The organism is Sandarakinorhabdus oryzae, from assembly GCF_009733735.1.
Lineage (GTDB): Bacteria > Pseudomonadota > Alphaproteobacteria > Sphingomonadales > Sphingomonadaceae > Sandarakinorhabdus > Sandarakinorhabdus oryzae.
In genome coordinates, this window is record NZ_WNJP01000206.1 from 1 (window position 1) to 4,300 (window position 4,300).

Annotated in this window: 6 protein-coding genes; 4 read left to right on the forward strand and 2 right to left on the reverse strand. The window is 67.1% G+C overall.

Going from position 1 to position 4,300, the window contains the following annotated elements:
- Positions 1 to 147: 147 nt before the first annotated feature.
- Entirely contained in the window at positions 148 to 831 is a 684-nt protein-coding gene (locus tag GJ693_RS14175) for a TetR/AcrR family transcriptional regulator (RefSeq protein WP_235902940.1), read from the forward strand.
- Here the strand turns inward: GJ693_RS14175 and GJ693_RS14180 are convergent, their stop codons facing one another.
- Positions 832 to 1,293, reverse strand: a complete 462-nt coding sequence (locus GJ693_RS14180) for an Lrp/AsnC family transcriptional regulator (protein ID WP_197042216.1) — start codon at positions 1,291 to 1,293, stop codon at positions 832 to 834.
- Between the two features lie 49 nt (positions 1,294 to 1,342).
- Between GJ693_RS14180 and GJ693_RS14185 the strand changes: the two genes are divergently transcribed.
- Positions 1,343 to 2,521 (forward strand): S41 family peptidase, encoded by a 1,179-nt coding sequence (locus GJ693_RS14185; RefSeq protein WP_197042217.1) that lies wholly within the window; start codon positions 1,343 to 1,345, stop codon positions 2,519 to 2,521.
- Here GJ693_RS14185 and GJ693_RS14190 read toward each other — a convergent pair whose 3' ends face one another.
- Positions 2,522 to 3,403, reverse strand: coding sequence for an alpha/beta fold hydrolase (locus tag GJ693_RS14190; RefSeq protein ID WP_156256926.1), 882 nt, complete (start codon positions 3,401 to 3,403; stop codon positions 2,522 to 2,524).
- A 182-nt stretch (positions 3,404 to 3,585) separates the two neighbouring features.
- On the opposite strand from GJ693_RS14190, the gene GJ693_RS14195 reads away from it, so the two are divergent.
- Together GJ693_RS14195 and GJ693_RS14200 are read left to right on the forward strand one after the other, a co-directional pair.
- Positions 3,586 to 3,849, forward strand: a complete 264-nt coding sequence (locus GJ693_RS14195) for a GlsB/YeaQ/YmgE family stress response membrane protein (RefSeq protein ID WP_156256927.1) — start codon at positions 3,586 to 3,588, stop codon at positions 3,847 to 3,849.
- A 43-nt stretch (positions 3,850 to 3,892) separates the two neighbouring features.
- On the forward strand, positions 3,893 to 4,300 hold a 408-nt coding region (locus GJ693_RS14200; RefSeq protein ID WP_156256928.1), incomplete at its 3' end, for a hypothetical protein.

The following is a 4,300-nucleotide window of genomic DNA, read 5'->3' on the forward strand; positions in this document are numbered from 1 at the left end:
GGCGGCCGGCGCGCGCAGCTGCGGTGCCGGGCCCAGCCGGGGCGGCACGGCGCAGGCCGCGAGTGCGAGGAGCGGGAGGAGCAGGAAAGACTTGCGATGCACGGGCGACTCGCGCGATACTGGTCGGTACAGGGAGGGTTTTGAGCCGTGCTCAGCGCCGCGTCAAGTGAAATGATACCGGGCGGTACAGAACAGGATGCCGCAGGCGATGGCCCTGCCGACTCCCGCGCCGATAACCGGGCCGACAGCCGCCGCCAGGCCTATATCGATGCCGCACAGCGGCTGTTCTTCGCCCATGGCTATGGCGCCACCTCGATGAATGCCATCGCCGCCGCCGTGGGCGGCAGCAAGACGACATTGTGGAGCCTGTTCCCGTCGAAACTGGCGCTGTTCGAGGCCGTGGTGGAAACCATCGTGCGCGATTTCGGCCGCGCGCTCACCGTCGATCTCGAGTCCGCCCCCGATGTCGAAGCCGGGCTGGTGCGCATGGGCGATGCGCTGATGGAAACCCTGATGTCGGACGAAGTGACTGGCATGCACCGGCTGGTGATGGGCGAAGCCGCCCGCGTGCCGGAACTGGGCCGCGTGATGTTCGAACGCGGCCCCGGCCCCGGCATGGCGCGCTTTGCCGGCTGGCTGGAACGCCAGATGCAGGCCGGCCGCCTGAAACAGGGCGACCCCCAGCTCGCCGCCCAGCAATTCAGCGGCCTGTGCCGCGCCGGCGTGGTGGACCGCCACCTGATGGGCATGACCAGCCCCGACAATGTCGAACAAGGCCGCCGCGAAGTGCGCGCGGCGGCGGCCACGTTCATGACGGCGTGGGGGGCCTGATCAGTCAGCCAGCGGCACGGCGGTGCTGAACTTCAGTGCCTTTTTCACGAACGCGGTCTCATAACGGCGCACCACCGGGTTGCCGGCCAGGTGGGCATCGGCAAATTCGTTGAAGGCCGGCATGTCTGCCACGCTGACCAGCAGCACCAGGTCGCTGGGGCCAGAGATTTCCAGGCACAATTGCACCTCTGGCAGCGCCAGCAGCGTGGCCCTGAGCGCGGCCAGCCCGGCGGCAGGCGCATGATCGTGCAGTTGCACCGTCACCAGTGCCCGCAGCCGCTGGCCAAGCAGCCGTTCCGACAAGATCGCACGCGTCGCAGCAATCGTGCCGTCGCCGCGCAGCCGCCGCAGCCGCCGTGCGATCGCGGAAGGGGAGAGCGGCACCAGTTCCGCCAGTTGATCGGCGGTGGCCAGGCCATCCTGCTGCAACTGGGCGAGCAGGGAACGATCGAGTTCATCCATGGCGCCAGATTCCTGCCAATGCGGCCGGCACTGCGCCAGAAAATGGCACGTGACCGCCCGTCTTTGCCCGCACATGGCGGTGCGACCGGTCTACAAGCACGCCTATCCCGCTGCCAAGTCCAAGGAAGACTTCCTTATGCCCCCTGCTCCTGCCCCAACTCCTCCCCTTGCCAGAAATTCGCGCACGTCGCTCGCCACGGCGCTGGCGTCCTTGCTGTTTGCCGGTGCGGTGGCGCTCACCGCGCAGCCGGTGCGCAGCGAAGCCAGCGCGCAGCCGGTGGCCCCGGCCGGCCTGGTCAACGCCCTGGCGCGCGAACTGGCCGACAATTTCGTCCTGCCAGACGTTGGCGCCCGCTATGCCGCAGCGCTGCAATCGCGGCTGGCCAGTGGTGCCTATGCCGGGATCAACGATCCCGAGGCGCTGGCAAGGACCCTGACCAGCGACCTGCAGGCCGTGGCCAAGGATGGCCATTTGCGCGTGTTTCCGCCCCAGCCCGCCGCCAGTGCCCAGCCGGGCCATGGCAGTCGCCCGCGCCTGACGCCAATCCTGGCCAGCGGCTGGATTGCCGACAAGGTCGCCTACATCGATTTCGGGGTCTTTCCGGGCGACCCGGACACGCTGAAGCAACTGGACGCCTTCATTGCCGAACATGCCGGTGCCAGCACATTGATCATCGATGCCCGGCACCACCATGGCGGCGGCCTGGCCGAGATGGATCATCTCTTTGCCCAGATGTTTGCCAAGGAAACGCCGCTGGTCGTGATGGACACGCGTGCCGCTGTCGTCGCCCGCAGCGGCGGGGTGCCGGCCGATGGACCCTGGCTCCGGCCCGCCCCGGCGCCCGACAGCGTGGTGCGCCGCGTGCATGTCGTCACGCCGGCGGCCCACCCGGTCTGGGCCCGCACGAAGGTGATCCTGCTGACATCGGGCAAGACGGCGTCGGCCGCCGAGCATCTCGCCCTGTCACTGAAGCGCACCGGCCGCGCCACATTGGTGGGCGAAGTGACCTACGGCGCCGGCAATTTCGGCGGCGAGGTCGATCTGCCCGGCGGTTTCACGGCCTTCGTGCCGGTGGGCCGCACCTATGATCCTGATACCGGCAAGGGCTGGGAAGGCACTGGCGTCGCGCCCGACGTGGCGGTGCCGGCCGATGCGGCACTGGCCAAGGCGCTGGAGATGATCGGCGTCCGCCCCGATCAGCGTCGTCCCATCGCGGGCGTCAGCTGATCACAGAAACGCCCGCAGCTCCGCCATGAACCGGTCGAACTGGTCGTGGTGGAGCCAGTGGCCGGCATCGGCGAAGGTCACCACCCGCGCGGTCGAAAAATATTCGATGCGGCCATCGCTGACCGGGTTGGAGGCCCAGCTTTTCTCGCCATACATCAACAGCGTCGGGCAGGTGATGCGGCGCCACAGTTCGGCCACCTGGTCGGTGGCCATGTCGTGCGTCCACGGCAGGTGGAGATAATTGTCGAACTTCCAGCTGTAGCTGCCGTCTTCGTTGCGGTGGGTGCCGTGGATGGTGAGGTGACGGGCCTGTTCTTCGGACAGAAAGCTGTTTTCCTGGTGCATGCGCGCGAAGGCGTCTTCCAGCGTGGCATAGCGCTTGGGCTGGCGGGCGGCGGCGGCGCGCTTGGCGTCGATCCACTGGCGCTCGCGTTCGGCAAAGTCGGTCTTCAGCCGTTCGGCCAGCATCCTCGGGCTGGGGCCGAGGCCTTCGATGGCGACCAGCTTCTTCACATGATCCGGGTAAAGCCCGGTGTAGCGCAGGGCGATATTGCCGCCCATCGAATGGGCGACAATGCTGACCGGCGCCAGCTTCAACTGGTGGATCAGCTGCGCCAGATCATAGACATAGGCGTGGGTGTTGTAATCGCCATCGGGTGACCAGGCGCTGTCGCCATGGCCGCGCCAATCCGGCGCGATGATGTGCCAATCGTCCTTCAGCTCGCGCGCCACCCAGTCCCAGCTGCGGGCATGGTCGCGGCCACCGTGGAGCAGCAGCAGCGGCGGCGCCTCCGGGTTGCCCCAGTCGCAATAATGCAGCCGCAGCCGCTGCGAGATGAAGCTGTGCGAGGTGGGGCCGGCAAAGAAATCTGCGCTTGTCATGCCATTGGGGTGCCGCAGCCGCGGCCCATGGTCAATGGGTGGCCCTCTCCCGCCATTTTGCTGCCGCCACGCCAATTATCGGACTCTGGTCGCCATTCGGCGCGATCCGCCCTGCCGGCGCGTTGCGCTGATGCCGGGTCGATGCAATCCTTTGCCCTCATGTCGTTCCGGGGAGACTGATCATGGGCTGGATTGTTGCATTGATTGTCGGTGGCTTCGCCGGGTTCCTCGCCAGCCGGTTAATGAACCGCGACGCCAGCATGGGCATCTTCATGAACATCGTGGTCGGCTGTGTCGGATCAGTGATCGGCAACGCCATCCTTAACCAGGTCGGCATTGCCGGCTCGGTGCAGCATTTCTCGATCACCGGGCTGATCGTGGCCTTTGTGGGTGCCAGCGTGCTGCTCGGCATCGTCAACGTGGTGCAGCGCGGCAAGCTGCGCTGAGAATAAGACGTGCCCGCCTAGGGCCGATTGAGAGGAGAGACGGATGAAGCTGACGACGAAGCTGCTGGTGGCCGCGGCCGTGCTGGCCGGAGCGCAGGGGCTGGCCCTTACCAGCGCATCGGCAGCCGTGCCGATCTTTTATGCCAAGTGCCCGGTGAACGTGAATGTTGATTCCGACACGCGCGGAACGGTGCGGGTCAACGGCCGCGTGGCCATCGTCCGCAAGGTGAATGCACAATATTACGAGGCACGCGCTGGGCGCGTGGTCTACAGTATTTCGGGTCGGCCTGGGGAGGTCTCCGTGTCGTACACTGGCCCCGGTCGCGCCAACGGGATCTGCCAGGTGCAAGAGCCGCCGCGGCCGCCAGCGCGGCCGGTGCGGCCTGCCGCCGGCACGCCGTCGCCCGACGCACAGGCTTGCTTGCGTGCCGTGACCCAGCAGTCCAACAAC

What these genes read in the sequence shown, in the direction of transcription:
- GJ693_RS14195 (WP_156256927.1), top strand. Translation starts at nt 3,586, where the DNA reads ATGGGCTGGATTGTTGCATTGATTGTCGGTGGCTTCGCCGGGTTCCTC.
- GJ693_RS14190 (WP_156256926.1), bottom strand. Translation starts at nt 3,403, where the DNA reads ATGACAAGCGCAGATTTCTTTGCCGGCCCCACCTCGCACAGCTTCATC.
- GJ693_RS14180 (WP_197042216.1), bottom strand. Translation starts at nt 1,293, where the DNA reads ATGGATGAACTCGATCGTTCCCTGCTCGCCCAGTTGCAGCAGGATGGC.